The 25791-nt window shown below is 57.8% G+C and carries 29 protein-coding genes; 22 read left to right on the plus strand and 7 right to left on the minus strand.

Annotated elements, in window-relative coordinates; translation table 11 throughout:
* Positions 1-12: 12 nt before the first annotated feature.
* The 17 genes from rpsN (at position 13) to BSZ35_RS01060 (ending at position 10455) form a co-directional block, all read left to right on the plus strand.
* On the plus strand, positions 13-282 hold the full coding sequence (gene rpsN, locus BSZ35_RS00980) for a 30S ribosomal protein S14 (RefSeq protein ID WP_105010702.1): 270 nt from the start codon (positions 13-15) through the stop codon (positions 280-282).
* A gap of 61 nt (positions 283-343) precedes the next feature.
* Positions 344-745 (plus strand): 30S ribosomal protein S8, encoded by a 402-nt coding sequence (gene rpsH / locus BSZ35_RS00985; RefSeq protein WP_105010703.1) that lies wholly within the window; start codon positions 344-346, stop codon positions 743-745.
* Positions 746-803: 58 nt separating this feature from the next.
* A complete protein-coding gene (gene rplF / locus BSZ35_RS00990; protein ID WP_105010704.1) occupies positions 804-1358 on the plus strand; it encodes a 50S ribosomal protein L6 in 555 nt (184 codons plus the stop codon).
* A gap of 59 nt (positions 1359-1417) precedes the next feature.
* Positions 1418-1777 carry a 50S ribosomal protein L18 gene (rplR, locus tag BSZ35_RS00995; protein WP_105010705.1) on the plus strand — a complete coding sequence of 120 codons (360 nt, stop codon included), beginning with the start codon at positions 1418-1420 and terminating at the stop codon, positions 1775-1777.
* 53 nt (positions 1778-1830) lie between these two features.
* Positions 1831-2358, plus strand: a complete 528-nt coding sequence (rpsE, locus tag BSZ35_RS01000) for a 30S ribosomal protein S5 (protein ID WP_105010706.1) — start codon at positions 1831-1833, stop codon at positions 2356-2358.
* 59 nt (positions 2359-2417) lie between these two features.
* Positions 2418-2603 (plus strand): 50S ribosomal protein L30, encoded by a 186-nt coding sequence (gene rpmD, locus BSZ35_RS01005; protein ID WP_105010707.1) that lies wholly within the window; start codon positions 2418-2420, stop codon positions 2601-2603.
* Positions 2604-2692: 89 nt separating this feature from the next.
* Entirely contained in the window at positions 2693-3166 is a 474-nt protein-coding gene (gene rplO / locus BSZ35_RS01010) for a 50S ribosomal protein L15 (RefSeq protein ID WP_105010708.1), read from the plus strand.
* Between the two features lie 45 nt (positions 3167-3211).
* A complete protein-coding gene (gene secY, locus BSZ35_RS01015) occupies positions 3212-4537 on the plus strand; it encodes a preprotein translocase subunit SecY (protein ID WP_105010709.1) in 1326 nt (441 codons plus the stop codon).
* Between the two features lie 80 nt (positions 4538-4617).
* Entirely contained in the window at positions 4618-5442 is an 825-nt protein-coding gene (gene map, locus BSZ35_RS01020; RefSeq protein WP_105010710.1) for a type I methionyl aminopeptidase, read from the plus strand.
* A complete protein-coding gene (infA, locus tag BSZ35_RS01025; protein ID WP_011403816.1) occupies positions 5442-5663 on the plus strand; it encodes a translation initiation factor IF-1 in 222 nt (73 codons plus the stop codon). The genes map and infA overlap by 1 nt, the downstream gene beginning before the upstream one ends.
* A gap of 88 nt (positions 5664-5751) precedes the next feature.
* Positions 5752-6135, plus strand: coding sequence for a 30S ribosomal protein S13 (rpsM, locus tag BSZ35_RS01030; RefSeq protein WP_105010711.1), 384 nt, complete (start codon positions 5752-5754; stop codon positions 6133-6135).
* Positions 6136-6194: 59 nt separating this feature from the next.
* The gene (rpsK, locus tag BSZ35_RS01035; RefSeq protein WP_105010712.1) at positions 6195-6593 is read left to right on the plus strand and encodes a 30S ribosomal protein S11; all 399 of its coding nucleotides are present in this window, start codon (positions 6195-6197) and stop codon (positions 6591-6593) included.
* Between the two features lie 95 nt (positions 6594-6688).
* On the plus strand, positions 6689-7291 hold the full coding sequence (gene rpsD, locus BSZ35_RS01040; protein ID WP_105010713.1) for a 30S ribosomal protein S4: 603 nt from the start codon (positions 6689-6691) through the stop codon (positions 7289-7291).
* 111 nt (positions 7292-7402) lie between these two features.
* Positions 7403-8389, plus strand: a complete 987-nt coding sequence (locus BSZ35_RS01045) for a DNA-directed RNA polymerase subunit alpha (protein ID WP_105010714.1) — start codon at positions 7403-7405, stop codon at positions 8387-8389.
* 78 nt (positions 8390-8467) lie between these two features.
* Positions 8468-9043 (plus strand): 50S ribosomal protein L17, encoded by a 576-nt coding sequence (gene rplQ / locus BSZ35_RS20085; RefSeq protein ID WP_105010715.1) that lies wholly within the window; start codon positions 8468-8470, stop codon positions 9041-9043.
* Positions 9044-9352: 309 nt separating this feature from the next.
* Positions 9353-9973 (plus strand): metallophosphoesterase family protein, encoded by a 621-nt coding sequence (locus BSZ35_RS01055; protein WP_105010716.1) that lies wholly within the window; start codon positions 9353-9355, stop codon positions 9971-9973.
* Between the two features lie 161 nt (positions 9974-10134).
* The gene (locus BSZ35_RS01060) at positions 10135-10455 is read left to right on the plus strand and encodes a DUF971 domain-containing protein (RefSeq protein ID WP_105010717.1); all 321 of its coding nucleotides are present in this window, start codon (positions 10135-10137) and stop codon (positions 10453-10455) included.
* A gap of 133 nt (positions 10456-10588) precedes the next feature.
* Here the strand turns inward: BSZ35_RS01060 and ybeY are convergent, their stop codons facing one another.
* The 5 genes from ybeY to alr form a co-directional block, all read right to left on the minus strand.
* Complete coding sequence (gene ybeY / locus BSZ35_RS01065) at positions 10589-11047, minus strand: rRNA maturation RNase YbeY (RefSeq protein ID WP_105010718.1); 459 nt, start codon at positions 11045-11047, stop codon at positions 10589-10591.
* A 41-nt stretch (positions 11048-11088) separates the two neighbouring features.
* Entirely contained in the window at positions 11089-11403 is a 315-nt protein-coding gene (locus tag BSZ35_RS20090; RefSeq protein WP_105010719.1) for a cold-shock protein, read from the minus strand.
* Positions 11404-11602: 199 nt separating this feature from the next.
* The gene (locus tag BSZ35_RS01075) at positions 11603-13051 is read right to left on the minus strand and encodes a HAMP domain-containing sensor histidine kinase (protein ID WP_181149124.1); all 1449 of its coding nucleotides are present in this window, start codon (positions 13049-13051) and stop codon (positions 11603-11605) included.
* A 101-nt stretch (positions 13052-13152) separates the two neighbouring features.
* Positions 13153-13866, minus strand: a complete 714-nt coding sequence (locus BSZ35_RS01080; protein ID WP_105010720.1) for a response regulator transcription factor — start codon at positions 13864-13866, stop codon at positions 13153-13155.
* Between the two features lie 184 nt (positions 13867-14050).
* Positions 14051-15262: an alanine racemase gene (alr, locus tag BSZ35_RS01085; RefSeq protein WP_105010721.1), complete on the minus strand. Its 1212-nt coding sequence runs from the start codon at positions 15260-15262 to the stop codon at positions 14051-14053.
* 351 nt (positions 15263-15613) lie between these two features.
* On the opposite strand from alr, the gene BSZ35_RS01090 reads away from it, so the two are divergent.
* The 3 genes from BSZ35_RS01090 to BSZ35_RS01100 all read left to right on the plus strand — a co-directional run bounded on the left by BSZ35_RS01090 (position 15614) and on the right by BSZ35_RS01100 (position 20624).
* Positions 15614-17953 carry a S9 family peptidase gene (locus BSZ35_RS01090; RefSeq protein ID WP_105010722.1) on the plus strand — a complete coding sequence of 780 codons (2340 nt, stop codon included), beginning with the start codon at positions 15614-15616 and terminating at the stop codon, positions 17951-17953.
* Positions 17954-18005: 52 nt separating this feature from the next.
* Positions 18006-19265, plus strand: coding sequence for a D-alanine--D-alanine ligase family protein (locus tag BSZ35_RS01095; protein ID WP_258096018.1), 1260 nt, complete (start codon positions 18006-18008; stop codon positions 19263-19265).
* A gap of 156 nt (positions 19266-19421) precedes the next feature.
* Positions 19422-20624, plus strand: a complete 1203-nt coding sequence (locus tag BSZ35_RS01100; protein ID WP_146109964.1) for a tetratricopeptide repeat protein — start codon at positions 19422-19424, stop codon at positions 20622-20624.
* A 29-nt stretch (positions 20625-20653) separates the two neighbouring features.
* On the opposite strand, the gene mce is transcribed toward BSZ35_RS01100, so the two are convergent.
* Positions 20654-21805, minus strand: coding sequence for a methylmalonyl-CoA epimerase (gene mce / locus BSZ35_RS01105; protein ID WP_105010724.1), 1152 nt, complete (start codon positions 21803-21805; stop codon positions 20654-20656).
* A 497-nt stretch (positions 21806-22302) separates the two neighbouring features.
* Between mce and BSZ35_RS01110 the strand changes: the two genes are divergently transcribed.
* Positions 22303-23280: a cation diffusion facilitator family transporter gene (locus BSZ35_RS01110; RefSeq protein WP_258096019.1), complete on the plus strand. Its 978-nt coding sequence runs from the start codon at positions 22303-22305 to the stop codon at positions 23278-23280.
* Positions 23281-23363: 83 nt separating this feature from the next.
* On the opposite strand, the gene mdh is transcribed toward BSZ35_RS01110, so the two are convergent.
* Entirely contained in the window at positions 23364-24311 is a 948-nt protein-coding gene (gene mdh / locus BSZ35_RS01115) for a malate dehydrogenase (RefSeq protein WP_105010726.1), read from the minus strand.
* A 564-nt stretch (positions 24312-24875) separates the two neighbouring features.
* Here mdh and BSZ35_RS01120 point away from each other — a divergent pair.
* Positions 24876-25781, plus strand: coding sequence for an endonuclease/exonuclease/phosphatase family protein (locus tag BSZ35_RS01120; protein WP_181149125.1), 906 nt, complete (start codon positions 24876-24878; stop codon positions 25779-25781).
* Positions 25782-25791: the final 10 nt, after the last annotated feature.

A 25791-nucleotide genomic window follows, 5' to 3' on the forward strand; every position in this document is an offset into this window, starting at 1 on the left:
TCGAGTTTCGATATGGCCAAGAAGAGTTGGATTGCGCGGGAAGAAAAGCGTGAAAAGCTGTACGAGAAGTATAAGGAGAAGCGTCGCAAGCTGAAGGAGGAAGGAAAGTGGACGGAACTCCAAAAGCTACCGCGAGACTCGAGTCCAGTGCGTCAGAACAATCGTTGTCGGCTTTGCGGTCGGCAGCGCGGCTATCTCCGAAAGTTTGGGGTATGCCGCATTTGCTTCCGTGAGCTGGCGCTGGAAGGCAAGATTCCCGGGATTCGGAAGGCGAGCTGGTAAGAGCAGCCCGCCCCGGTATTTGTTGAGCTTGGAAATCCAAACTGACGACCTCAAAGCAACGATGAGTGGTGTTTCTGACCCAGTGGCTCAGTATATGGCTCGTATCCGCAATGGCCAACGAGCCGAACACAACTACGTCGATATTCCGGCGTCGAAACTGAAGCGGGCGATTACCCAGATTCTCCTTGAGAAGGGATATATCAAGAACTACGTCAATATCGACGACGGAAAGCAAGGACTGCTTCGGGTGTACCTGAAGTATGATGATTATGGGGATCCCGCAATCCGAATGATGAAGCGAGTCTCGAAGCCCGGCCTGCGGGAGTATGCTAGTGCCGATGAGCTTCCGACCGTGAAGAATGGGCTTGGCATAGCGATTCTTTCTACCTCTCGGGGCGTCATGAGTGACAAAGAGGCGCGTCGGTTTGGGGTCGGAGGCGAAGTGCTCGCGAAGGTCTTTTAGGACAGCCTCTCACTTGGCCAGCGTCCCGTTTTTGCACCAACTATCTTGATTGACATCCATGGCTCGCATAGGAAGTAGACCCATTCCGTTCGGGGATGACGTGAAGATTACGGTCGACGACACGAACGTTGTCACCGTCGAAGGGCCGAAGGGAGAGCTCACGCAACAGATTGATCCGGACCTCACCGTCGAGATTGGTGACGGAGAGGTGGTCGTCAACCGACCAACCGATCAGAAGCGCCACCGCTCAGTCCACGGTCTCAGCCGATCCCTTCTCCAAAATATGGTGAAAGGGGTCACGGACGGATACGAGAAGGAACTGAAGATTATCGGCGTCGGATATCGGGCGCAGATGTCGAACGGGGCACTTGAGTTGGCGCTTGGATATTCCCATCCCATCTACTTTCTGCCCCCCGATGAAGTGACGATTTCTGTTGATTCGGGGCGAGGCCAGGATGACATCATTACGGTAGAGGGCATCGACAAGGAGTTGGTGGGGCAGGTCGCAGCTAAGATTCGTAGCATGCGTCCGCCGGAGCCCTATAAAGGGAAAGGAGTCCGATACGTGGATGAACAGATTGAACTGAAGGCAGGAAAGACGGCGGCCCGGTAGAGAATCGAGTGGCCGTTTTTGCCTGATTGCTTCATTTTTAAACGAAGATATTTGTCGTCATGGCGAAGGGGAAAAAAGAAAAGGTCGAGCGCCGCCGGCGCATTCGCAAGAGTATTCGCGAAGACATGATGGGGACTTCTGTACGTCCTCGGCTGTCGGTGTACCGATCCAACAAGTACATTTACGCCCAGTTGATCGACGACTTTGAGGGGCATACCCTTGCCGCTGCGTCGAGTCTGGAGGACGACGTAGACGGCGATAGCCCAACGGAGGAGAGCCGAGAGGTTGGGGAGCTGATTGCTCAGCGGGCGCAGGAAGAGGGCATTGAGAAGGCCGTCTTCGATCGTGGAGGATATAACTACCACGGTCGCGTCGAGGCTCTGGCGGAGGGAGCCCGAGAGGGCGGCCTGGAATTTTAGGCCTCCTCGCTTCTCTATCGAATCCTTAGATTAGACATACGAAGCAGCGAGTTATGGCAGATCGAAGAGAGCGAAAGCGGGTAAATGCCGAAAAGCGGCAGGAGAACTGGGTAGACCGTCTTGTGTCGGTGAACCGCGTATCCAAGGTGGTGAAGGGAGGCCGCCGATTTTCCTTCAACACGGTGGTGGTCGTGGGCAATGAGGACGGCCTCGTCGGCATGGGGCACGGAAAGGCCAATGAGGTCTCCAGTGCCATTTCGAAAGGCGCCGATGACGCGAAGAAAAACGTGTTTCGCGTCCCGATTCGAGACGGCACCATTCCCTACAAAATTGTCGGCAAGCAAGATGCCGGAAAGGTTGTGCTGAAGCCGGCTGCGCCGGGTACCGGAGTCATTGCGGGCGGAGGCGTTCGTGCCGTATTGGAGTGCGCCGGATATCGGAACGTGCTTACGAAGTCGATCGGGACCTCCAACCCGCACAACCAGGTGAAGGCCACGATCAATGCCTTGGCGGATCTTGAGGATGCGCTTGAGGTGGCTCGACGTCGAGACATCCCGCTGGAGAAGGTTTTTAACGGGTAGAGCGTACGACGACTCCTTTTGCCTGCCGTTTCCTGTTCATTATGAGCTGAAGGACCATCATGGGAACGTTGAAAATCGAACAAGTCCGAAGCAAGAACGGGCAGAGTGGGTCTCAGCGACGAACCCTCCGTGCCTTGGGGCTTCGTCATATTCGGGATACCGTAACCCATGACGATACCCCTCAAATTCGCGGTATGATCAAGAAAGTTCACCACCTTGTAGAGGTGGAGGAACTGGACGAGTAAGAACGTCCGGAATTTTGGAGAGATGTGTCAGGGATGCCCTGCGCACATCTGCTTCTTCGTCTGTGAGAATTAAGCACTGGTAGACCGACATGGATCTCAGTAATCTGAAGCCCGCCGAGGGTGCTACAAAATCGCGACAGCGGCTTGGCCGAGGAGAAGGCTCAGGCCGAGGTGCTCATAGCTCGACCCGAGGAACGAAGGGGCAGAGCAGCCGATCGGGCTCGAAAAACCGACCAATGTGGTTTGAGGGAGGGCAAATGCCCCTGTTCCGTCGCGTCCCGAAGCACGGGTTCAATAATCCGTTCTCCACGGAGTACGCCATCGCGAACGTGGGACGCATTCAGATCCTCGTTGATGAGGGACGGATTGATGCAGACGAGCCCATCACCCCGGAGGTGCTCGAATCGGTGGGGGCGGTTCGAGATGCGAGCCTCGTCAAGATTTTGGGGGACGGTCTGCTGGACTCAGCCCTCGACATCTCTGCCCACGCCTTCAGCAGCTCCGCCATGGAGAAAATTGAAGACGCGGGCGGAGCGGCCACCGTTCTCGACGAGAATGAATAATCATTCTCGCATCATTCGCGGCCCTGCGATTAAGTAGCCTATCTTATGGCTGGATTTGCCGAGAGCATTCGCAACATTTGGAACGTCCAGGAGCTCCGCGAGCGCATCCTGTACACGCTCGGTCTTCTCGTCGTGTACCGCTTTGGTACGTTCGTCACGCTTCCCGGTGTGAATGCGGAGGCCCTCGCCCAGATCAATGCACAGCAAGGCGGTGGGGGTATTTTTGGGTTTCTGGACATGTTCGTTGGGGGGGCGTTTAAGCAGGCGGGCATCTTTGCACTGGGCATTATGCCTTACATTACAGCCTCAATCATCATTCAGTTGATGGGGGCGGTGGTTCCGTATTTCCAGAAGCTGCAGCGAGAGGGGGAAGAGGGGCGGCGTCGGATTACCCAGCTGACACGTTACGGCACGATTGGCATTACAGCCCTCCAGTCGATTGGGTACGCCATCAATCTGTTGGCAGGGGCGACAGGACAGGCCGTGGTCATCAACTCCACTCTCTTTACCATTACAACGGTGATCGTACTCACGAGTGGTACGGCCTTCGTGATGTGGTTGGGAGAGCGCATCAGCGAAGATGGGATTGGGAATGGCATCTCGCTGATTATCATGATTGGTATTATTGCCTTTCTCCCGCAGGCCCTATTCAACGAGGTCCGGACCGTTGGCGACAACATCTTCATTCTGCTTCTTGAGATTGGCGTCTGGGTCCTTGTTACGGGAGGAGTGGTACTGATCTCACAGGGCATGCGCCGGATTCCGGTGCAGTACGCGAAGCGTGTGGTGGGACGAAAAGCCTACGGGGGATCAACACAGTATCTCCCACTGCGTGTGAATGCGGCGGGGGTCATGCCGATTATCTTTGCGCAGTCGATCATGTTCATCCCCTCCACGATCGCGTCGTTCTTTCCGAACAGTCCGACGATGCAACAGATCGGGACCTGGTTTTCCGATATCAGTGGAATGGGGTACTCGATTCTGTTCTTCTTCGTGGTTGTGTTCTTCACCTACTTCTACACGGCCATTTCGGTTAACCCGAAGGAGATGGCCGACACCATGAAGCGGCAAGGAGGATTTATTCCGGGCATTCGTCCCGGCAAACAGACGAGTGAATTTATCGATACGATCCTCACGCGAATTACGCTCCCAGGATCGATTTTCCTTGGCTTTGTCGCGATCCTCCCATCCTTTGCGATGCGGGCTGGGGTAACCCAAAGCTTTGCAATGTTCTATGGAGGGACCAGTCTGCTCATTCTCGTGCAGGTAACGCTTGACACGCTCCAACAGATTGAGAGTCACTTGCTCATGCGTCACTACGACGGCTTCATGAAGAGTGGCAAGATGCGGAGCCGCAGGCAAGGCATGTAGATTGGACAGCATCTTCCCCCGAATCCCTTTTCCCCATGCGGTGGTTGTCCCACCTTTGGAATCGAATCCGTGGTGCCTTTATGGTTCACATGAAAAGCCAGCGTGAAATTGATCGTCTCCGTGAGAGTGCGGACCTCGTCGGCCGTACGCTCGGAGAAGTGGCACGCCACATTGATGTAGGGGTTACCCTCGAGGAGTTGGATGCCGTTGCCGAAGACTTCATCCGAACACACGGGGCTGAGCCTGCATTCAAAGGGTATCAGGTGGGGGACAACGTATTTCCCAACACGTTGTGCACGTCGGTGAACGATGCGGTCGTGCACGGCATCCCGGATGACTACGCGCTGCAGGACGGAGACCTGTTGTCGATCGACTGCGGTGTGAAGTTGGACGGGTACTACGGGGATTCTGGGTTCACCTTTGGGGTGGGATCCGTTTCGGAAGAAGATGCGGCTCTCTGCCGAGCCACGTACGACGCACTACAAAGAGGAATCGGTCAGGCTGTTGCCGGTCGGCGGATTGGAGATATTAGTCACGCCGTCCAAACCCATTGTGAGAGTCGAGGGTATGGAATCGTTCGCGACTTGGTTGGGCATGGGATTGGGCAGAGTCTCCACGAAGATCCTCAGGTGCCCAATTTCGGGGAAGCGGGCACGGGCCGCCGACTGAAGCCGGGGCTTTGCATCTGCATTGAGCCGATGATTAACCAAGGGACTGGGGAGGTCCAGACGGATGCCGACGGTTGGACGATCCGGGCGGTTGACGGGCGCCCGTCTGCACATTACGAGCACATGGTTGTTGTACAGGACGAAGAGGCTGAGGTGCTCTCAACCTTCCAGTACATCGAGGACGTTATCGAACCGCCTTACGAAATCGACGCTCTCAAAGAGAAACAAACACGCTAATGGCAAAGGAAGAAGCCATCGAGAAGGACGGAGAAGTCATAGAGGCCCTTCCAAACGCTCAGTTTCGCGTCCGACTAGAGAACGGACACGAGATTCTCGGTCTGCTCTCCGGAAAGATGCGGATGAACTACATCAAGATCCTGCCGGGCGACCGTGTAAAGGTGGAGATGTCGCCCTACGACCTGTCGAAGGGGCGGATTGTCTATCGCTATAAGAACTGAGCGACTCGATTCCCGTATACGTCCTTTGGACGAGGAGGGGACAGCGTGTTCGACGTATGTGCTAGTATTCAATTGATTGTATTACACCATGCCACGGATTGCAGGCGTTGACGTACCAGACCATAAGCGAGGAGAGATTGCGCTGACCGAAATCTATGGGGTCGGCCGCTCTCGTGCGAATAATGTATTGAAGGAGGCCGAGGTGAGTGTCGACAAGCGGCCTCGCGAGTGGTCGGAGAGTGAGACGAAGAAGGTGCGCCGCATCATCGAAGAAGAATACACGGTGGAGGGACAGCTCCGTACCGAGGAGCAGATGAATATCAAGCGCCTAATGGACATTGGGTGCTATCGTGGTAAGCGCCACCGTGAGGGGCTGCCCGTTAATGGTCAGCGGACGCGCACGAATGCCCGTACCCGCAAAGGGAAGCGGAAGACGGTGGCGGGCCGGAAGCAGTCGAAAGATAAGAAGTAGCGCCTGGACACGATCCGTCCCAAATTTTCTACATTTCCTTCGAGACGAGGCACTGAGTTATGGCTAAAGGAGAAAAGAGCGGAAAGCGGGTTCGCAAGAAAAACGTTGTTGTCGAATCGAATGGACGGGCCTACGTAAAGGCCACGTTCAACAATGTGATCGTGACGATTACCGATCAGTATGGCAACACCATCTCCTGGGCAAGTGCGGGGAAGATGGGCTTCAAAGGAAGTCGTAAAAACACGCCGTACGCAGCGCAGAAGGCGGGAGAGGCAGCGGCACAGGAGGCCCATGATCTCGGCCTTCGCCGTGTAGATGTATATGTAAAGGGACCGGGCTCCGGGCGTGAAGGAGCCATTCGGGCCATGTCGGAGGTTGGTATTGAGGTGGCCTCGATTCGGGACGTAACTCCCCTTCCGCACAATGGTTGCCGCCCTCCGAAGCGCCGCCGAGTCTAACTCCTTTTTCTCGGGTATGTTGTGGAGCGGCACTGATGATGCGCTGCTCCGAAAATATCAGTCTGTCGTTCGAAATACGAAACTTGATTTGTAGAATGGCTCGTTATAGAGGACCGAAACAAAAGATTGCCCGTCGCTTCAAGGAGCCCATATTCGGCCCCTCGAAGGCTCTTGAACGGAAGCCGTATCCGCCCGGTCAGCACGGGCAGTCGCGCCGCCGTCGCGAGAGCGAATATGCCGTTCAGCTCAAGGAAAAACAAAAGGCGAAGTACACCTACGGCCTTCTGGAAAACCAGTTTAAGAACCTGTTCGACAAAGCCTCCCGAACGCAGGGAGTGACAGGGGAAAAGCTCCTCATCCTACTAGAGGCTCGTCTTGACAACACGGTCTTTCGCATGGGCTTTGCCCGGACGCGGCGCCAGGCCCGGCAGTTTGTGTCGCACCGACACATTATGGTCAACGGTGAGATCGTGGACATCCCGTCCTACGAAATGTCGCCGGACGACGTGGTTTCCGTAAAGCCGGGGAGCCAAGACCTTGAGGTGATTCAGGAAAACGTGGAGCACCAGCAGCGGACCTTTTCCTGGATCGAAGTGGACCGTGACGAGATGAAAGGGAAGTTCATCGACTATCCGAACCGGCAAGAGATTCCGGAAAACATTGATGAGCAGCTCATTGTAGAGCTCTACTCGAAGTAAAATTCCCTGCGTCGGGGGCCTGCATTCCCCGCCGATCCGGCTCGGCCCGATTGTTCTGGGCCGGGCCTCTCGCATGACCCGATACTGATTTCAATTTGTTGACTCCTACGTATGGATAACTACGGGCTTCAAATGCCGGACGGCGTTCAGGTCGAAGAAGAGACCGACAAGACCGGTCAGTTTGTTATTGAGCCGCTTGAACGCGGATACGGCGTTACCATTGGGAATGCCTTGCGCCGTGTGCTGCTGTCGTCGCTGCGGGGGCTTGCCGTTACCGCCGTTAAGATTGACGGTGTCCAGCACGAGTTTTCCACCATCGACGGTGTGACGGAAGATGTCTCGGACATCATCCTCAATCTGAAGGAGGTGCGGTTCAAAGCGGATGAGATGCGGGAAGGGCATCTCCATCTCAGTCTTGAAGGTCCAGGGAACTGGACAGCCGAGGACATTGACGAGGCAACCTCCGACTTTGAGGTGCTCAACCCCGACCAGCACATCGCGACGATGGCTGAGGATGCGACGGTGAACGTCGATCTTCGTATCGGCTACGGTCGTGGCTATATCCCCTCCGAAGAAAATAAGCGTGAGGATGATCCGATTGGGGTGATCGCTGTGGATTCCATCTTTACCCCGATCAAAAACGTCAAGTACTCGGTCAAGCCAACACGGGTTGGCCAGAAGATTGACTACGAGAAGTTGATCCTGGATGTAGATACGGACGGGTCGGTTAGTCCGGAAGAAGCCGTGACGAAAGCGGCCTCCATCCTGCGGGACCACGTCAACTTCTTTATCCAACTCGACGAAGAACCTGAGCCTGTTGTGGAGGAGCAGGAGGTCGACGAAGAGGTGAAGCGGATCCGCGAGCTGCTTGCCCAGCCGGTTGATGAACTCGACCTCTCGGTCCGGTCGCACAACTGCCTCAAGGCCGCCAGTATCAAGACCATTGGCGATCTGGTGCGACGCGAGGAGGACGAGATGCTCAAGTTTCGGAACTTCGGGCGGAAGTCTCTCCAGGAGCTGGTTGAAGTCCTCGATGAGCGAGGCCTTCACTTCGGTATGGATGTGGAGGAATATCTTGAAGAGAAGAAGGCTTCCTAACTCCCCCGCACCGGTCTCTACCCGTGCTCCCGACGGGGCCTGACGACGTACTTTTTTCAATTCGTATCTGTTGCGAGCATGCGACACCGAAAGAAAGGAAAAAAACTTGGCCGCACGTCCCCACACCGCAAGCGGACGCTTCAGGCGCTATCAAATGCCCTGATTGAGAATAAGAACATCACCACGACGATTGCGAAGGCGAAAGCCCTGCGTCCGTTCGTGGAGCCGCTTATCACCCGGGCAAAGGACGATACGGAGCATAACCGCCGTCAGGTGTTCCGTCACCTGCAGAACAAGGAGACGGTGAACGAGCTGTTTGGCGAAGTGGCCGAGAAAGTGGGCAATCGTCCTGGCGGATATACCCGCATCATTAAGCTCGGTCAGCGCTCCGGAGACGGAGCAGAGCTGGCGCTCGTGGAGCTCGTGGACTACAATGATGTACAGCCGTCTGGAACGGGCGGCGGTGGCTCTGGTGGCACCCGTCGTGGAAGCGGAAAGGGACGGCGAGATGAAGGAGACGACACTGGTTCTGCTGATGAGTCGGCGTCCGACTCGTCCGAGGATGTCTCTGCTGACGCCGAGGAGGAGCAGGCGACGGCTACTGACGATGAGGGAGAGCCCTCAGACGAAAAGGACTCCGAGGATACGGCCTAGCTCACTCCCCGTACTTCGGAAGGGTATACGAGGCACCGAGATTCTTCTCGGTGCCTTTTCTGTTGATGGCGCGAAGAGACCGGTCTAGATAACGTCTGATCGGCGAGGGCGGCGGCTATCTTTCTCGTCTCAGCGTTCTGCACTAATCTCGATTCTACCTCTTTCGTCTCCGGATCCCGTATCCGATCTCTTGTCCGGCGACACGACGATGAACGGATACGGGTTGGAGTCTCTGGGGGAGAACATTACAATTGACTATGCGTGCCTTTGTGCTCGAATGCGTACGCTCTGTTGTTTCGTGCCCACCTTATGCCGACCCTTCTTCTCTTTAGCGACGTGCATGGAGACCGAGAAGCGTGCCGCCGACTCGTCGAACAGGCCGGTCAGGCTGACGTTGTTGTCGGAGCGGGGGACTTCTGCGTGATGCGTCGCAACCTCCAAGCTCCGATTGATCTACTCAGTGCAATCGAAACCCCAACGGTACTTGTGCCGGGGAATGCGGAAACGGAGGAAGAGCTGAGAGCGGCTTGTGCGGACTGGTCTAGCGCGCATGTGCTTCACGGCGACGAGTGTACCCTCGCCGGGTTGTCATTTTATGGGATCGGTGGGGGGATACCGGTGACCCCCTTTGGGCCATGGAGTTATGATTTCTCGGAGGAGCAGGCGGAGGAGTTGTTGGAGGAGTGCCCTGAGGAAGCGGTCCTCGTATCGCACTCGCCCCCTAAGGGTGTTGTCGATCGAGACTCGAAGGGACAGTCTCTTGGTAGCACGACCATCCGATCCACGATTAAAGAGCAGTATCCGAGGCTTACGGTCTGTGGCCACATCCACGGAAGCTGGGGACAGGAGGACAGCCTGGCCTCTACACCCGTCGTGAATGCGGGTCCAGAGGGCCTGTTTTGGGAGGTTTCGGGAGCAGGCCGGGACTAGGTCTGCACGCACGTCAACACTCAGCTTGCCAGATTCGCTGGATGCGCGCACCTGGAAAACAATCCTCGAGAATAGAGCGAGGACAAATGCACACCCCTAGAAGGGAGGAAGACCGAGCATGGGAAGTGTCTCGTCCAATCCCATCGATTTCACAGTGTCTCATGAATGTGCCCGCACCCGAACGGGTATCGATTGACATCAAAATGCAACGGCTCAATATTGAGTGGGCCGACGATCACGTATCCACTTTTCCACTCGACGCACTTCGACAGGCATGCCCCTGTGCTGAATGCAAGGGCAAGTCCATTGAGCGAATTACGAAGCCCAATTTTCTACACATCTTCCGGCAAAAAAACCGCTGGACGGATGTAGAGGTCGAAACGGCCGGAAGCGTCGGGCTGCGGATTACCTGGGACGACGGTCACAACGGAGGAATTTACCGCTGGGATCGACTCCGTGAACTCCAACCGCCGGAGAAATAGAAGGAGGGGAGGAAAAGTGGAGATGACGGACGGTCCTGAGAGGCTCGGTAACGGGAGCCAGGAGAAGCCTCAAGGGGAGAAGTGTAGGAACGGCAGGAGTATCCGGACTGGGAGAGGAGGATACGCCAACCCTTCAGGGAGAAGAGGCAGCAGACAAGACAGCGTCGAGATATTGGTCCTCCTTGGCACGCATCCTCTTTTGACCCTCGTCGGTTGCGTCGTCGTAGCCAAGGAGATGGAGGACGCCGTGGACGACGTAGCGGTAGGCCTCTCGCTCAAAGGTCGTGTCGAATTCCTCGTGACGCTCAGCTGCGGTGTCGAGGTCAACGTAGACTTCGCCTTCTACTTCGTCCGCATCCTCTGTCTCTCGAAGTGAAAACGACAGTACGTCGGTATTGTAGTCGTGGTCGAGATACGACTGGTTGAGGCGGCGCACTGTGTCGTGACCGCTCAACACGACGCTCACGTGTAGCAGCGAGGCCTCTTCGGCCTCCACCACGTGTCGGATCAAACGCGTGAGGACCTCGTCGTCGAGAGCGAGAGACGAATGGTCGTGCTCAAGAGAGAGCGATTCGGAATAGGGGGAGGGCACGGGGCAGAGGAGCGAAAGAAAAGTGGGCGTACGAGAGGCAGTTAATCCGTTGGGACCGGGTCGACTTCGGCCGTTGGGTCGATCTCGGATGGATCAACTTCAAAGTCGGGCTCGGTATCAGAGTCCGAAGAAGAAAGAGCCTCAGTGTCCCCGTCCGCAACGACGTTAGAAGCGTTCAGGCCCTTTGGACCCTCGTTCATTTCGAACTGCACCTTTTGATCCGCCTGCAGGGTTTTAAAATCGTCGTCCGACTGAATATCGGAGTAATGGACAAAGACATCGTCACCATCGTCGGGATGGTGGATAAAGCCGAAGCCTTTCTTTGCGTCAAACCACTTAACGGTACTTTCGTGCATCGGTAAACGGAAGGACTCTCAATTAGGAATCTACGTTTGGAGAAACAGCGGGAGAGTTTCCAGTCCAGTTGGGTTTGGGAAAGGAAAGGACAACTCAGCGAAGGGGCGAATCGTTGCCCCAGAATCTGGAGAGTATTAGAGCACCCACTGCCTCCGAAATATAGATTTGGATGAATAGCCTGTCAAGCCAAATGAGGGATTAAGCATCCACTGCGTTCGGCTCAGGAGCGTACGGCAACTCAAACCAAAATCGTGTCCCACGCCCCTTCGTACTTTCCACGTGGATGTCTTCGCCGTGAGCATGGATGATTTGCTGGACGATGCTGAGTCCGAGCCCCGTTCCGCCGCTGTCTCGGGCGCGGTCCTCATCAACGCGGTAGAAGCGCTCGAAGATGCGGTCGAGGTGATCCTCATCGATCCCTTGTCCTGTATCCACAACCTGGATCCGGATTTTCTCGGCCCGTCGTTGGACCCGGCATCGCACGGATCCACTGCCGGTGTAGGCGATGGCGTTTTCGATAAGGTTGACCAGCACCTGCCGGATGCGAGAGCGATCCGCACTCACGAAAAACCGGGGAACGTCCGCCTGCAGATCCAAGTCTTTTTCTTCCGCTTTCGGACGGAGCATCTCAGTGACCTCATCCACCAGGTCTTTTAGGTCAAACGCCGACCGATTAATCAGGTCCTCGCGGTATTCGAGACGGGCGATGTCGATAAGGTCATTGAAGAGGTTCTGAAGCCGCTCCAGATTGGTGAGAGCCTTCTCTGCGTAGGACTTCCGCTGCTTTTCGTCGAGGCCGGGGGTCCCAAGCGCTTCAAGATATCCACTGATTGCGAAGATGGGATTCCGGACTTCGTGAGAGACATTGCCGATAAATTCGCTCTGTAGTCGCGTCAGCCGTTCCAACTCATCGATCTTTTCTCGAATTGCCTCACCGGCGCGATTGAGGTTCTCGGCCAGGTCTTGAAACTCAGCGGCCCGCGAGTCAATGCGGATTTTGCCGGCAAACTTCCCGTTGGCCACGCGGCGGGCGGTTTCCCCAATGCGCGTGAGGGGCGTCTTAATCTGGTACGCCGCCACAAAACTCCCGATCAACGAGAGGATGAGGGCGAAGACCATTCCCAGCACGAGCACCACCTGTGATCGTTGAACGAGGTGGTAGAGCGGCGGGGCCTGCTGGGTGATCTGGACAATAAGATCGGCCGTCGGGCGGTACAGGGCCGCAGTGAAGACGGTCTCTCCCTCGGCATTCGAGGAGCGCGTGAAGCGGGCCGTTTCGCCGTTGAGACGCTGAAGGGAAGGGGCCCGGGCCAGAGAATCGCCCGACTGTGAAGGCCCGGAGGCACGGTAGCTTGTGTCCGACGTGACGACCGCCACGCGGAGATCCGTCAACTCCGTCAGGTTCTGTACAATATCATGGCGCCGGGCCGGATCGGCCTGTTCGACTTGTACGGCAATGCGCTCCGCCTGAGTGCGAAGGGTTTGCTGCATGGCCGTTCGCATCTCTCCGCGAAGTACAAGCACGACATACAACGCGACCGCCGCGACGGCTATCCCAACGAAGAGGGCAAACGTAAGAACCATCCACGTCTGGGTGGAGGCGCGACGAGGCAAGAAAAAATCGCCAATTGAGCGAAGCACGGACATGCGAGGTATGCGAAGGCCAACTCAGCAGACCCGGAATGGAGGCGACCCGGGAGGACAATAAGAGAAAAGGGAGGACTCACTTCTGAGTCCTCCCTGAGGCTCTAGGCTTCCGCCGACTCTTCTTCTCGGACAAAGCGATAACCGACGCCTCGTACGGTTTGGATGTGTTCGGCATAATCGCCCAGTTTTTCTCGGAGGTTTTTGATGTGGGCGTCCACCGTTCGCTCGGTAACCATCATAGCATCCTTCCAGATGGTTTCGAGCAGCTGTTGGCGGGTAAATGCCTTCCGGGGATGGCGGACCAGATAACGAAGGAGCTCGAACTCCGTCAGCGTGAGTCCCAGGTCCTCACCATTCAATTCCGCACGATACTCGTCCTCGTAGATCTTGAGGCCGTCCACCTCCAGAATGCTGCTTTCTTCGACGCCCGAGCGTCGGAGTACCGCCTTTACGTGGGCGACAAGCACCTGCGGGGAGACCGGCTTGGTCAGATAATCGTCGCCGCCCAGCATGAGACCCTCGATCTGGTCCTCCTCTTCAGTCTTGGCACTGAGAAAGACGATCGGAATTTCCTCGGTTTCGACACGGGAGCGAAGCTTCCGGCACACCTCGTAGCCGTCGACGCCGGGAAGCATGATGTCGAGGACAATCAGGTCTACGTCCCCCGACGCCATCTCCAGGGCCTCTTCACCGTCGTAGGCCGCATGAACAGTATATCCTTCCTCTTCAAGAAAATGACCTACAACTTCGACGACATCCTTTTCGTCGTCCACGACGAGAATATCAATGTCACCAGGGTCAGCAGTAATCGGCATGGCTTCAATACAGGGTCAATGAACGAGAGTCAACACGAAATGCGACGTGTGACAACCAGGGTACGGTGCACAACGGCGCAGGCAGTATACAGTCAGATCAGCTACGTCATACAAAGAACCAATCTCTCAAGATGCACTAGTTTCCTTAATGCAACATACCAAGACGTAACGATCCTGTCCAAAATTATGAAAGATTGTGAGAAGGTGGGGCGTTGGCCGCAATTTTGGCCTCTGTTTCTGTCGAGTCGTCTACATACCGGCGGGGCACGCGAGGGGAGATTCCACAACAAATCTCGTAAGGAATCGTCTCGGCCCACTCGGCCACGTCGTAGAGGGTGGGGGCAGACGCCCCGAAGAGTTCGGCTTCGTCCCCGACCTGCACGTCTTGGGCAGGGGACTGATCGGGCGGCCCCAGATCCACCATACACATGTCCATACAAATGGTGCCCACAACGGGTCGCTTCTCGCCTCCAATCCGAACCGAGGCACGCCCTGAGCAGAGGCGCGGATATCCGTCGCCGTACCCCACGCCCAGCGTTGCAATGCAGGTGCGGCAAGGAGCGCGCCAATGGGCGCCGTACGAAATGGGCGTACCCGGCGCAACCGTCTTTATCTGCGTGACGCGGGCGCGTAACCGCATGACCGGACGGAGGTCGAGCTGGGAGTGCAGCTTCCGGTGGGCCGTAAGGCCATACAGGGCAATCCCCGTTCGAACCAAGGGCGCGTGGAAGCGTTGCGAGCGCGTCCCGATGGTGAGGAGGGCACCCGTATTCGCTGTGTGAATGTGTTCGGGATGAATCCCCTGGTCGAGGCCATCGAGCAGCTCCTCAAAGTGAGAGAGCTGGGTGTCTGCGAATGTGCTCTCCGGTTCGTCGGCGGTGGCAAAGTGGGTCCAGATGCCGGCGAGCGTCACGCCCCGGGCGTCGGCAAGGTCGGCAATGACTGAGGACGCCTCCTCGGGGGAAAGACCGATCCGGCCCATCCCTGTGTCGACATTTACGTGCACACGAACGGGAGCGTGGGGACGTCCCTGTTCGATGGCGGCGTTCGCGGTTTCGAACGACGAAACGGTAACGTCCAGGTCGTGCTCTGTGTAAACGGACAGGTGGTTTGGGAAGGGCGCTCCGAGAACCAAAATTCGCCCGGTAAGTCCAGCATTGCGGAGCTGCACGCCCTCTGACGGGCGAGCCACCGCAAAGTGTTGAATGCCTTCCTCCTGTAGCACCTCGGCAATCGGGATCGCTCCGTGTCCGTACGCATCGGCCTTTACGATGGCCATGAGGTCGGCCCCGTCGGCTTCGGCCTGCAATCTGCGGACGTTGTGCCGTAGCGCGGCGAGGTCAATCGTCGCCGTGACGGGGACAAGGGCGTCGTTGTTGGGAGAAGAGCGATCGATGGTGACAACCGTTCGGAAATATGATGTTTACCGCGCGCACGCAAGCCGTTCTTAAATTCTTTCTCCGACAATGGTTCCAAGGAGCGAATCCCTATGAAAGAGAGGATCGTGTGAGGAAGAGGCCGGTCGGTGGCCTGCCGGATTCGGGCGTCGTGTGCGGCTCGTTGGACACAAGAAAGACGGGCCGGGGACAGCCCGGAGGCGACCGGAGCACTCATTCTCCCATCGAAATGCCAACATGGCTGGAGGAAGGGAGAACGGGGTTGTTGCGAAGGAGGACGCTCGACGGATATCTTGGGACTGGGCTTGGGAGTATTCTCTGTTTGCTTTCGTTTAGGTTCCTCGTTCCTCATGGTGCGTCGTGCACTTCTCCTCCTTGTTGCGCTTTGTCTTTTTGCGGGCGGCGGTGATGCCGAGCTGCGTGCTCAGCCCACGGACTCCACCACATTCTCATTGGAGGCCATCCATGCGTCCGACACGTTTGCCCCAGAGGCCTTTCGAGGAGGGCGATGGGCCGAGGAGGGACCGATTATTACGTACGTGGAGCCCGCCGACAGCGGCGACGCGACTCATCTGATGCGGTATAACCTGAAAACCGATGATAGCTCTCGGGTCATTGACGGCACGAACCTCTATGCGGAGGATGTGGAGCGGACGGTGCCGATTCAGGACTACCAGTTTAGCGAGGATCGCGAAAAGGTCCTCATCTATACCGACTCAAAGCAGGTCTGGCGTGCCAACACCAAGGGGTATTACTACGTCTACGACCGATCAGCGCAGACGCTCACACCAGTTGCTGAGCGGGCAGACGGCTACCAGATGTTTGCGAAGTTCAATCCGTCTGCGACCAAAGTGGCCTTTGTCCGACAGCGAAATCTGTTTGTGGTGGATCTACAGACGGGCCACGAAACGACCCTCACGACCGATGGGAGCGAGGGGGCAATCATTAACGGCACGTTCGACTGGGTGTACGAGGAGGAGTTTCGGGTACGCGACGGCTGGCGCTGGAGTCCGAACGGGGCACACATTGCCTTTTTCAAACTCGACGAATCGGACACCCGTGAATTTGCGCTTACCGATCATACGACCCGCTATCCGGAGTATAAGCGATTTCGGTATCCGAAAGCCGGGGAAGAAAACAGCGAGATTAAGATCGGAGTGATTGACATGGCGGCCGTCGACACGACGCAGGAAGGGCAGACGCAGGCCATTCAGTACTTCGACACCGACACGTGGAACGAGGGAGGGATGACGCATGAGTACCTGCCGCGGATGGAGTGGACGCCGAAAATCGAGGGGCAGCATCGCGTGTGGATGTTTCGCCTGAATCGAGACCAGAACCAGCTCGACCTTCTCTACGGGGATCCGACGACCGGAAATGTGCAGACGGTGCTGCAGGAGAAGAATGACACCTATGTCGACGTTGAGAACGGTCTTTTGACGTTTTTGGACGATGGAAAACACTTTGTTTTCCAGTCCGAGCGAAGTGGATACAATCACGCCTACCTTTACCGCACGGACGGTACGTATCTGGGGCCCATTACCGGCGGGGACTGGGAGGTGACTAATTTTCATGGCGTCGATGAGGAGTCGCTGACAGCATATTTCACGGCCACTCGAGACACCTCCATCGAGCGACACCTTTACAGCGCGGGCATGTCGCTTAGTCACCACGAGGCGGCGATGGCACCGGAAAAAATCACCGAGGCCTCGGGGTGGCACCGCATTGACCTCTCGAAAGACTATCGGTATTACATCGACGCGCACTCGACCACGGAGACTCCGCCGACTTGGACCCTGCATGAGGCCGATGGGGCGCCGGTCACCCCGCTGCAGGAGAATGACAGTCTCAAGCAGCGTCTCGATCGGTTTAATTTGCCACCCACATCCTTCACCACGCTCCCGGCAGCGGATGGCACGCCGCTGAACACGTACGTCGTGAAGCCCACAGACTTTGATCCATCAAAGCAGTACCCGGTGCTCATGTACGTCTACGGCGGGCCTGGGGCACAAACGGTGATGGATCGGTGGGGCGGCAGCCGACACCTCTGGCACCAGTACCTCGTGAAGAAGCACGACATGGTTGTGGTGAGTGTCGACAATCGGGGGACGGGCGGGCGCGGAAAGGCGTTTCAGGACGTTCCCTATCAGCGCCTTGGGCAGCCGGAGTCGGCCGATCAGATCAACGCAGCTCAGGCGCTGGCCGACTCCTCGTGGGTCGACGCCGACCGAATCGGGATTTGGGGCTGGAGTTACGGAGGCTACATGACACTCCTGTCAATGCTACGAGGCGAGGGCCCCTCCACGTTTGCAACGGGGCTATCGGTAGCGCCTGTGACGGACTGGCGCCTCTACGATACCATTTATACAGAACGCTACATGTCGACCCCCCAGGCCAACCAGGACGGATATGTGAAGGGGGCGCCCCAGACATACGCGGGGCGATTGGAGGACTACCAGGACCTGCTCCTCGTGCACGGCAGCTTCGACGACAACGTGCATCCTCAGAATAGCATTCAGATGATGAACAAGCTGCAGGAGGAAGGCAAGCAGTTTCAGTTCATGCTCTATCCGAAGAAGACGCATAGTCTCGCCGGCGGAACGACGCGGCTCCACCTGTTTCGCATGCTGACGCGGTTTGTCGAAAACAAACTGGTGGGGGCGGAGGCGTCCATGGCGAGTTCTCGGTAGCACGCCGGGATCGGGAGAATCGTGTTTTCGTCATCAACTGCGCATTATTTTCGTGGCTACTGATACGTTGAACGTCGGGGTGGCGCTGGGAGGCGTAGCTCCGGAGCATGAAGTGTCCGTCATCTCGGCCTTGCAGGCCGCCGCGGCACTGGATCGCGACCGGTACACCCCGATTCCACTCTACATTGCGAAGGATGGCACCTGGTATACCGGCGCCCCGCTCCTAAATGTAGACCGCTACGCCGATCTCGATGCGCTGCTTGATGAAGCCCTCCAGGTGGCCCTCCGCCCCACTCCCCACGGGCACGTCGAGCTGATTGAGCATCGGGAGGTCGGGGCTTGGGGGCGCCTCACTCGGCCGCCGCGCCGCATTCCAATCGATGTGATGCTTTTGGGCCTGCACGGCGGGGCAGGGGAGGATGGAGGTCTTCAGGGGCTTTGCGAAACGTTCAACGTCCCGTACACGAGCACCGGTGTGTTTGGCTCAGCGCTCGGCATGGACAAGGTGATGTCGAAGCGGGTGTGCGAGCAGGCGGGCATCCCGGTGGTGGAGTTTGTTGCGTTTCGGGAGGAGGAGTGGGCCTACAACGAGGAGGAGGGTCTGGACCGGTGCGAGGAGGAAATTGGATATCCGCTGGTCGTCAAGCCGGCGCGTTGTGGGTCGTCCATTGGCATTGCGCGGGCGGACACCCGGGATGAGCTCGACGCCGCGATTGAGGATGCCTTCCGCTACGATAGCAAGGTGATCGTGGAGCGGGCGGTGGAGGAGATGCGTGAGATCAACTGCTCGGTTTTGGGGGATGCTCATGAGGCAACGCCCAGCGTGCTGGAAGAGCCGAAGCCGTCTGATGACGATGAGGTGCTGACGTTCCAAGACAAGTACATGCGAGAAGAGGACGGCGGCGGGGCAAAAGGGGGCGGTGCGAAATCGGCGGACGCGGCACCAGAGGGAATGGCCTCGCTTGATCGCATCGTACCCGCCCCATTGTCCGACGAGCGGACAGATGCGATTCAAGACGTGGCCGTTCGGCTCTTTCACCTGTTCGAGTGCGCGGGGGTGGTACGCATCGACTTTATGATCGATGAGGAGACCGACCAACTCTACTTCAATGAGATCAACACCATTCCGGGCTCCTTTTCTTTCTATCTCTGGGAGCCGTCGGGGGTCTCCTTTGATGAACTCGTCCACCGGTTGGTGCAGATCGCCCGCCGACGCCACCGGGAGCACAACGGCCGTGTGCAAACGTATGACGTGAACCTCCTCTCTGAGAAGAGTCTACAAGGCCTAAAGACTGGGGGCGGAGACGGCTAGAGGGACCAATGTCCATGGTTTAATCTCCTGTCGTAGCGTTCGGGCCCCTCTGAGGTAGCCATTCCGGCCGGGGGAATCCGGGAATCGGGAGGAACAGCGCGTTTCGGGCGGTGGTTAAGCTGAATCCATCGTCTGTTTTTCGTCTTCTCTCGTTGTATGACGAGTCGCATCCGTGCCAGCGTTATGGTGTTGCTGGGGATAATGGCAGTGACGTCCCCCGTGCGGGCACAAACGTCGTCTGGTCCCACCGGTCCCGAACGAGTTGCCTCTACTGTCCTGAATGATTCGTTGGTGCGTACAAAGGGCGAGAAGGGGCTCGACCTGCTTTACAATATGCGGTCGGAGAGGGCCCGGGCCCACTTCCAGCAAATCGATGCGCGGTATCCAGAGCATCCGATCGGGCCCTTTCTTCAAGGGCTCAATCTGTGGTGGACCATCATGCTCGATCTTACGGACACCACACACGACGAGGCCTTTTTCGAGAAAATGGACGAGGTTATCGACCGGTGTGAGGCCCTGCTGGAGGAGAATCCGGATCATTTTGATGCTCTTCTTTTCAAAGGAGCCGCTCACGGTTTCAAGGCCCGGCTTGCGTCCAACCGAAGCAACTGGTGGAAGGCTCTTCAAAACGGCCGAAAGGCCATCGGGCCGGTACGGGATGTCGTCGAACAAGCGCCTCCCGGGAATGGGGATTATGTCTTCGGGAAGGGGCTGTATGACTACTACACGGCTATTCTGGAGGAGGAGTATCCGGTAGTGAAGACCTTCACCTGGATGATTCCAGATGGCAACCGGGAGCGGGGCCTTCAGCTTTTGCGAAAGACGGCCGAGCAGGGGCGCTACGTGCAGACGGAGGCCATTTACTACCTCACGCAGGTCAATTACCTGTACGAGGAGGATTATTTCGATTCACGGCAGTACGTGCGTCGGCTGCGGCAGCGGCATCCGCAGAACCCCTATTTCCATAATTTTGAGGGGCGGGTCTATGCGAAATGGGGCCGCTGGGAAAAGGCCCGCTCAGTGTTCGAAGAGGTGGTAGCTCGGTGTGAGGCTGGGGCGCGGGGGTATGGAGTTCACATGGAAGAGATTGCACGTTTTTACCTAGCCCGGGCCCATCTTTACGAGCAGAACTACACGGAGGCCCTTGCCCATCTGGATCGACTGGACGCGCTCACTGATCGCGACATCGAGGATAATCGCTATCGCATTCTTGGTCGGTTGTACCAGGGAATGGTGTACGATGCACAGGGCGCGCGCGAGAAGGCGAAAGAGCGATACCGCGCCGTGCTCGACATGGAGGACCCGATCGGTGTGCATGATCGCGCGGAGCGATACCTGGAGGACCCGTATTCGCGATGACGAGGGGGCACCGCTCCGAGGGAGGGGTGTCAGGACAAATGGGCATGGAGGAGAGAGGCCACCTGCGGGAGCGGTCCCTTCGGAAGGCTGTGGCGGCGGCTTGGAAGAATGGACAACCGGGCGTTGGGGAGGGCCTCATGCACCTGTAGTGTCGACTCGATCGGGAACAGCGGATCCTCGTCGAGTCCGATGACGAGAGTGGAGGCCCGTACACCGGACAGAGTGTCCGCAATCGCATCATTGCGGGCGGGCAAGGAGTCGACAAAGTCCCGAAGGGCCGAGAACAGGCGCTCTGGATTTTTGTGCTGAGCGTGGAGGGCCCTCTTCTCTTCAGGGGAGCGTTCATCAAGGCGAAGGCGGGCCTTCATCGTGGCTGCGAGGGACGCGTCCCACTGATGATTTGGTGCGAAAAGGGCGAGGCGCTTTACGCGGTCGGGAGCGGCATGGGCAGATCGGAGGGCGACGGCACTGCCCAATGAGAAGCCGAACAGGTGAGCTTCAGGTACCGCATAATGATCGAGGGTGGCCTGGACATCCGCCACAAAATGCTCCATCGTTAGTGTGTCATCGGGGGGCAGCGAAGAGGCGCCGTGACCGCTGAGGTCGACGCCAATGAGGTGATACGATGATTCCAGGCGACGCATGAGAGGGGCAATCTCGTCCCGGATGCTTCCAGCAGCGCCGTGGAGGAGGACGAGTGGGGGAGCGTCTTCAGCGCCTCGTTCATACGTAGCGACAGTTCGGCCGTCGTCGTGAGTAATCGTGTCGGCCGTCCACTCTGCGGCGGTCGTTTCGCAGAACTCGACCAGAACGCCGTGGGTCTCTTTCGGGTGAACGAAAAAGATGCGCTTGTCGTCGGCCCCGGGTTGTGGGGTGTCGCTGAGCAGCGTGAACCCGGCTGCTCGCAGGCGTTCCATGGCGGTATCCGCATCGTCGACCTCGAATGCGAGGTGGTGTAGTCCCTCTCCGCGACGGTCGAGGAAACGCTGAACGGCCGAGTCGTCGTTTAGTGCGTCGAGGAATTCGAGTTTGGCCGTCGCGGCATCGAGGAAGTGCGTGCGCACCTGCTGTGATGCAACGGTCTCGGCTTTGTAGGGACGGGTGCCGAGAAGATCATCAAAGCAGTTGATTACAGCTTCGACCTCGTCGATCGCAATGCCAACGTGTTCGAGTTGGGGCATGGTCTGCGTTTGGGGGTGTGTGAGTGTCTGCGCAGGGGGGCGCCTCGTACCGAGGAAAAGGCGCGTAGTGAGAAAGGGTGCATTGCCGGGGGCGTAGAGCCTGTCTTCAATCGAAGGAAGCAGGCAAAAATGTGCGCTTGCGCGTCACCTCCACGGCGTGCGAAACAGGCGATGCGAAGCAAGACCTTTTAGAGTGCGGAATGCTGGAAGCGGCATGCAGAGCATTTGCAGCCCTTCCAGTTCTGCTTGAATACAAGCTCTAAGGACGCAACGAAGACCAATTCCGAAGATCTCTATGCCGCGAGGGCTTCGAATCGATTCCTCACGTGCACTTTCAACTTCCCGGATCTCGGATCGGAGCGTAAAAATGGGCAATCATCTTCGGTACACAGTACGAGGCATCGCTGGGCCCAAGCATCACGCCCGCAGCCGATTTTACTAAATCTGCGGTGAGTGCGGTGAACCTGGGGGGAAGATGGTAGGTTCAGAAAAGAACCATGGCCACTGAGCACTCGCATACAAATCCCTCCCGGGCCGAAACGCAGCGCGCGCGTCGTTGGGCCATGGGGCTTAGTTTAGCGGTATCGGTTGTGATGCTTGGGGGCAAGATCACCGCTACGCTCCTCACGGGGAGTACGGCAATTTTGTCCGACGCCGCGGAGTCCGTCATCCACCTGTTTGCTACCGGCTTTGCGGGATTCAGTCTCTGGTATGCCGCCACGCCTCCAGATCCAGATCATCCCTACGGGCACGGCAAGATCGCGTACTTTGCGTCTGCCGTCGAAGGCACCCTGATTCTTCTAGCAGCCCTGGGCATTGGGGGAATGGCCGTCCGTGACCTTCTGACGGGGGTTGAGCTGCGGCGGTTGGATTTGGGGCTTTATTTGATCGGTGGGCTCACCGCCATTAACCTGGCGCTTGGCTGGTATCTCATACGCACGGGACGGCGAACCAACAGCCTAGTGCTCGTCTCCAACGGCCAGCACGTGATGACGGACATGTGGACGAGTCTCGGCGTGATCGTCGGCGTAGGGCTCGTGTGGCTTACAGGCATTCGCTGGCTCGACCCGGCGGTTGGGCTGCTGGTGGCCAGCAATATTCTCTGGACGGCCACGAGTCTCCTCCGCCGTTCCGTCTATGGGCTCATGGACGAAGCCGATCCCGACGCCACCCAGGCACTGCTGGACGAGCTGACCGAGGCGAAAGCCGACGGCACGATTGCCGAATACCACCAAGTGCGCCATCGCCGCTCCGGCGAGCAGGTGTGGGTAGAATACCACCTCATGTTTCCCGGGGACATGTCCATCCGCGAGGCCCACGCTCGGTCCCACGAGGTAGAAGACCGTGTGGACGCCTTATTCCCGGACGACGCCGTGCACGTCACGGCTCACTTGGAGCCGCAACGGCACGACGATGCACATCCGGACGGCCATAGAGAACCGGCCGATCCGCTCCGAGGGGTGTTCTATGAGTAGGGGTGAAAGATATGTAGGTGTGCGGAGCCATGTCGAAGGCACCTACACACCTACATGCGTACACACCGACACATCTGAACGCGTTAGCCGATTTCCCCAGCGTCACGCAGGCGCTGCAGGTCGTCGAGGTTGCTGTGCACGTGCTCGGCAGAGGTGTCGAGCTGATCTTTCTCTTCGTCCGTCAGCTCCACCTCGATAATGTCCTCTACACCATTTGCACCCAGCTTCACGGGCACGCCAATAAAGAGGTCTTCGAGACCATACTCGCCGTCGCAGTAGGCCGCGGCCGGAAGGATCCGATTATTGTCCTTGATGATGGCTTCCGTCATTTCGGCTGCTGCCGCGCCAGGAGCGTACCAGGCAGAGGTGCCCATCAGGTCGACGATTTCGCCACCGCCGCCCTTCGTGCGCTCCACGATGTCGGTGATGGTGTCGTCGTCAAGCCACTGCGTGAGTGGAATGCCGCCGATGGTGGTGTAGCGGGGCAGGGGCACCATCGTGTCGCCGTGGCCGCCCATGAGGAGCGCCTGGATGTCGCGGACCGACACGTCGAGCTCCTGTGCGATAAAGGAACGGTAGCGAGCGGTATCGAGCACGCCGGCCATGCCCATCACACGGTTCGACGGGAAGCCGCTGGCCTCGTAGGCGACGTAGGTCATCACGTCGAGCGGGTTGGCCACCACAATAATTGTGCTGTCCGGGCTGCCGTCCACAAACTGCTCCGTGACGCCGCCCACGATCTCCGTGTTCTTGGCCAGGAGGTCGTCGCGGCTCATGCCCGGACTGCGGGGCAGGCCGGCGGTGATGATGCAGACGTCGGAGTCTTCGGTGGGGCCATAGTCGTTCGTGCCCGTCACGGTCGTGTCGAAGCCGTGGACCGGACTCGACTCCATCATGTCGAGGCCTTTGCCCTGCGGCATGCCTTCTTTGATGTCGACCATAACGACTTCGTGGACCATGTCCTTCTGAGCGACACAGTCTGCAACGGTGGCGCCGACGTTGCCGGCCCCGATAACGGTTACTTTTTGCATAGGTGCGAAGGGTGGATGTGGGGAAGAAATCGAAGGGAAAGTAGCATTTTCAACCAAAGCAGCAGGACGCCGGACTGCCAGCAATATTGTGCGAAAAGCGGCGGGGGGAGGGGCAAACGAACGGCGTGAAGCTTCTTCCCGGTGCCAGAACAGGCGCTCGATTCTCATCCGTGATTTCCGATCGGTATAAGGGGGGCGTAATCAGGGATCAGGTCCACCGAGAGGGGAGACTTCTGGAGCGATCGGTCGGTGTTTTCGTCCGGCAGCCGAAGAGCACTTCCTGCGGCCGTTGGTTCAGAGGCACGCGACCGTAGGAGGCAGTCATTCCCGCTTTCCCAATTCCGGGCCTCTGAGGGTCGACATTCCGGGACGAGTCGGGTATCCTTTTCACGGCACGATGGACAACAATCAATCGCCGCGCGCACTGACCGGCGATCGATTCCGTCTCGAAAAGGCCATTACATTCGAAGGGCCGCGATCTCCTCATTAACACGCTTTCTCCGGCTGATGACGATCTCTGAGTATTCCTCTCGAGCGTCTCGACTTGTTTCTCTTCCGCTGTTGATGAGTTTTGGGCTTGCGATAGGACTCCTCGGGTGCCGCAGTCTTACCTCCGGCGACGAGGCAGGCAAGCAGCTACGGGGGATACAACTGCCGGCCTATGTGCCCGGGACAACGGACTCGACCACGATTCCGCTCCGAGTGATGTCCTACAACATCCGGTACAACAATCCGGAGGACAGTGTCTGGACGGAGCGCGGCCCACGAGTCGCCTCCATGATTCGATTTCACGAGCCGGCGGTGGTAGGGACCCAGGAAGGTCAGCTTCATCAGCTGATGGATCTGACGGAGCAGTTGGGACGCTACCAGCGTGTGGGGGTTGGACGACGGACGGGAGGGGGAGGGGAGTTCAGTGCGCTGCTCTATCAGACCGCTCGACTCGAACTCCTGGAGTACGATACGTTCTGGTTGTCCGACACCCCCCAGGAGCCAGGGAGTCAGGGGTGGGATGCCGCGCTGCCACGCATAGCGACGTGGGCACGCTTCCGAGACCGTATCACCGACGAAGTGTTCGTGCTCGTGAATACCCACTTCGACCATCGAGGGGGAACGGCACGAGCAGAGAGCGCACGTCTGCTTCAGCAGCGCATCTCTGAAATTAAGGGCGAGGCGCCCGTCGTGCTGCTCGGAGACTTCAATGCCGTGCCGACCAAGGAGCCCATTCAAATCCTCACTGCGGAAGACGCGAGGGTCGCTCTTCAGGATACTCGCATTGCCTCAGAAACGCCTCCTCACGGTCCCGAATCGACGTATAATTCCTTTGGGTTCGAGGTCGATGAAAATGCGCGGATCGACTACATCTTCACGAGTCCCTCGGTGGACGTTCGACGACAAGGACACCTCAGTGAACGATGGGGGCGCACATTTCCCTCGGACCATCTGCCCGTCGTGGCTGATCTCGTATTTTAATGGAGCGGGT

The organism is Salinibacter sp. 10B (assembly GCF_002954405.1).
In the GTDB taxonomy this organism is placed as follows: domain Bacteria; phylum Bacteroidota; class Rhodothermia; order Rhodothermales; family Salinibacteraceae; genus Salinibacter.

Coding starts and splice junctions, on each gene's coding strand:
- secY (WP_105010709.1), top strand. CDS start 3,212: ATGGCTGGATTTGCCGAGAGCATTCGCAACATTTGGAACGTCCAGGAG.
- rplQ (WP_105010715.1), top strand. CDS start 8,468: ATGCGACACCGAAAGAAAGGAAAAAAACTTGGCCGCACGTCCCCACAC.
- BSZ35_RS01100 (WP_146109964.1), top strand. CDS start 19,422: ATGACGAGTCGCATCCGTGCCAGCGTTATGGTGTTGCTGGGGATAATG.
- map (WP_105010710.1), top strand. CDS start 4,618: ATGGTTCACATGAAAAGCCAGCGTGAAATTGATCGTCTCCGTGAGAGT.
- BSZ35_RS01060 (WP_105010717.1), top strand. CDS start 10,135: ATGAATGTGCCCGCACCCGAACGGGTATCGATTGACATCAAAATGCAA.
- rpsK (WP_105010712.1), top strand. CDS start 6,195: ATGGCTAAAGGAGAAAAGAGCGGAAAGCGGGTTCGCAAGAAAAACGTT.
- rpsM (WP_105010711.1), top strand. CDS start 5,752: ATGCCACGGATTGCAGGCGTTGACGTACCAGACCATAAGCGAGGAGAG.
- BSZ35_RS01080 (WP_105010720.1), bottom strand. CDS start 13,866: ATGCCGATTACTGCTGACCCTGGTGACATTGATATTCTCGTCGTGGAC.
- rpsE (WP_105010706.1), top strand. CDS start 1,831: ATGGCAGATCGAAGAGAGCGAAAGCGGGTAAATGCCGAAAAGCGGCAG.
- mdh (WP_105010726.1), bottom strand. CDS start 24,311: ATGCAAAAAGTAACCGTTATCGGGGCCGGCAACGTCGGCGCCACCGTT.
- BSZ35_RS01120 (WP_181149125.1), top strand. CDS start 24,876: ATGAGTTTTGGGCTTGCGATAGGACTCCTCGGGTGCCGCAGTCTTACC.
- rplF (WP_105010704.1), top strand. CDS start 804: ATGGCTCGCATAGGAAGTAGACCCATTCCGTTCGGGGATGACGTGAAG.
- BSZ35_RS01075 (WP_181149124.1), bottom strand. CDS start 13,051: ATGTCCGTGCTTCGCTCAATTGGCGATTTTTTCTTGCCTCGTCGCGCC.
- rpsD (WP_105010713.1), top strand. CDS start 6,689: ATGGCTCGTTATAGAGGACCGAAACAAAAGATTGCCCGTCGCTTCAAG.
- BSZ35_RS20090 (WP_105010719.1), bottom strand. CDS start 11,403: ATGCACGAAAGTACCGTTAAGTGGTTTGACGCAAAGAAAGGCTTCGGC.
- mce (WP_105010724.1), bottom strand. CDS start 21,805: ATGCCCCAACTCGAACACGTTGGCATTGCGATCGACGAGGTCGAAGCT.
- BSZ35_RS01045 (WP_105010714.1), top strand. CDS start 7,403: ATGGATAACTACGGGCTTCAAATGCCGGACGGCGTTCAGGTCGAAGAA.
- rpsH (WP_105010703.1), top strand. CDS start 344: ATGAGTGGTGTTTCTGACCCAGTGGCTCAGTATATGGCTCGTATCCGC.
- rplR (WP_105010705.1), top strand. CDS start 1,418: ATGGCGAAGGGGAAAAAAGAAAAGGTCGAGCGCCGCCGGCGCATTCGC.
- rplO (WP_105010708.1), top strand. CDS start 2,693: ATGGATCTCAGTAATCTGAAGCCCGCCGAGGGTGCTACAAAATCGCGA.
- BSZ35_RS01055 (WP_105010716.1), top strand. CDS start 9,353: ATGCCGACCCTTCTTCTCTTTAGCGACGTGCATGGAGACCGAGAAGCG.
- infA (WP_011403816.1), top strand. CDS start 5,442: ATGGCAAAGGAAGAAGCCATCGAGAAGGACGGAGAAGTCATAGAGGCC.
- BSZ35_RS01090 (WP_105010722.1), top strand. CDS start 15,614: ATGGTGCGTCGTGCACTTCTCCTCCTTGTTGCGCTTTGTCTTTTTGCG.
- rpsN (WP_105010702.1), top strand. CDS start 13: ATGGCCAAGAAGAGTTGGATTGCGCGGGAAGAAAAGCGTGAAAAGCTG.
- rpmD (WP_105010707.1), top strand. CDS start 2,418: ATGGGAACGTTGAAAATCGAACAAGTCCGAAGCAAGAACGGGCAGAGT.
- BSZ35_RS01110 (WP_258096019.1), top strand. CDS start 22,303: ATGGCCACTGAGCACTCGCATACAAATCCCTCCCGGGCCGAAACGCAG.